2 protein-coding genes and 1 pseudogene are annotated in these 2,335 nt (G+C 37.2%); all 3 read right to left on the reverse strand.

Annotated elements, in window-relative coordinates; all coding sequences use genetic code 11:
• Nucleotides 1–499 (reverse strand): annotated as a pseudogene (locus V7659_RS22515) (PrsW family intramembrane metalloprotease); the annotation flags it as partial.
• Between the two features lie 122 nt (nucleotides 500–621).
• Nucleotides 622–1,179: a hypothetical protein gene (locus V7659_RS22520; protein ID WP_335542421.1), complete on the reverse strand. Its 558-nt coding sequence runs from the start codon at nucleotides 1,177–1,179 to the stop codon at nucleotides 622–624.
• Between the two features lie 367 nt (nucleotides 1,180–1,546).
• A complete protein-coding gene (locus V7659_RS22525) occupies nucleotides 1,547–2,254 on the reverse strand; it encodes a DNA alkylation repair protein (RefSeq protein ID WP_335542422.1) in 708 nt (235 codons plus the stop codon).
• Nucleotides 2,255–2,335: the final 81 nt, after the last annotated feature.

Raw genomic sequence — 2,335 nt, forward strand, 5'->3', positions numbered from 1 at the left:
ACACAACATAAAACACTCGATAAAAGGCAATATTTTGCGGAGCATTCATCTCCCAGAAGAAGATCAACGTTGTAAACGGAACAGCAAATGCTCCAACGATAATAAGTCCAGGTAAAAAATTCACATTCCCAAAATAGGTCACACCCATATAAAATCCTGCGAAGGCAAGGAGTGCAATAATAAATACTCTTGCAAAAAGCCATGGTTTCGGCCATGTGTCTTTCACTTCCGAAATTTTTGGTGTCGTTAGTGCCGTTCCTACGATAAACAGCCGTTCGGCTTCCAGTTCAGTATGATTTCGGAAAACACGCGAAAATACATTTTGAAATTTCGGTTCAATCGTTCGTTCAATTTTTGGAACCATATCAACATAATGGGCAAACTCATAGAAATAGCTGTTTTCATCCTCTTGTCCGTTATCTTTAAAAAACTTTTCACCGCAGCTTAAACAGAACTTCACTCCATCTGGATTAGAATAAACACATTGCGGGCATTTCAAACACCTTCACCCCTTTTGGTTAGCAAAAAACATCCTCACAAAGAGGATGCCCAAAAATAGGTAAATTATTTGAATAAATGATTACTCCTCTAGTTTTGAGAAGTCTTCCAAACTATCCCTTTTTAGAGGCTTTTGATTAACTTCATTTCTCCATTCTTAGGAATGAATTCACTAACGTTTTCATATTTCTCTTCCCTTTTTGAATGGTTTCGGTCCTCCACATCATATTCCTTAAAAGAGCAGCAAAATAGTTTTCGGGCTACTTTTCCTTTTTCACCAATCAAGTTAAACCATCCTTGCCCAACATAAAAAGGGTTCGTGAGGATATTATCAATGACATAAGTGATTCGGTCTTTTTCTTCCCCTGGATTAAATTTTGTTTTAGCTGAGAGAGCCAAGATAAAATAGTTTTTATATCGGTCAAATTCCAGTAATTGAAGATGGTATTTCTTTCGCTGCCTTTGATTGAAATCACTCAGGACCATTTTGATACTTTTTTCAACATCGATCTCAAATTTACTTGCATCCTTCCAGGTCGTTAAACGGGAATCAAAAATGGACAGGGTTAGTATATAATACGCTTCGTAATTTTTGGGATCAAAAACTTCATTCCCAGCCTGCTTTTCATCTTCCGGTACCACAATATAGTTTTTATAGTCAGCAAAGAAATTTTCAATCATATCGAAGACCCTCTTTCATACCTTGATAGAATGGATGAATAATATGGTTTGTCTATTTTTATCATCGACTATTAGCAATATGAGAACAACATTCTGCATGAGCTTTTTCTGCAGTTTTTCGAAAAATCTGACAAATTGACTTCCATGAACCACTTAATCGAAATTGTATAGTATATATTCTTTTATAAAAATTAAAATTCCTGCTTAATCCTGCAAAAAACCTCATCATCCACGCTTTTAATTAAAAAGTCCCATGAAAGAATGAATAATTTGTCGTGTATTCGAAAATGAATTTTAATTTATATCGAATTTTGCCTAAAAAAATAGCTCAGTAATTTAATTACTAAGCCACTTTCCACAAACTATACTAACATCTTACATATTTACGCTTGAAACCAAGTTTTCCTCGATCGATTTCCTTTTGAATATTTTCGGAAGCAAGCAGGATACTGCTTTTTTTCTTGTCCCGTTTGATTTCTACTGGTCCTACTGCTTTTGCCGTTTCAACCGCATTTTCATGGAGCGGCACAAAGGAAATCCCGACGGTATAGATAAAATTATTCATAGCGGATTTCGTTCGATCAGGGGAATCATGAATCGTATTTCTCACCTGATCAAGCATACTGGCCATCTTGCTTTCGCTGAATTCACTATCAGGACGGTTACCTAAAAGCCAACAGTAACAACTCCAGCCTGCCGACATTTTTAGTTCTTCACCGCTTGCAATCCATTTATCTGCAATATCTTGTGCAATATTAGTTTCAGCCAACGTTACGGCAACCACATAATCGGACAGCATATAAAAATACGCACCATCGATCCACCGCTCAAAATCTTCCTCCGTCATGATCATGGGGTCCGCAATGATACCGGCAAAATACATGGCATCGTAGTTCCCGGTGGCGTAAAGCTGATCGGCTAATGACTGGTTTTTCTTGATTTTCTTTGCAAGCGGCTTCATTGCACCCGTAGCCACGCCAAAAAGCGGTTCGTGCGCACCATTACTTATGTATATCTTTTTCGTTCGTTCCTTGCCGAGTGCTTCCAGTTCCTGCATAACCGTTTCCAAATCCATCGTTTACACTTCCTTCCTTTTAATCTACACCTTCTTATAAATTTTACTATTAATTTAGCCATCTGAATACTTATAATCAAC

Source organism: Neobacillus drentensis (genome assembly GCF_036966985.1).
Taxonomy (GTDB): domain Bacteria; phylum Bacillota; class Bacilli; order Bacillales; family Cytobacillaceae; genus Neobacillus; species Neobacillus drentensis_E.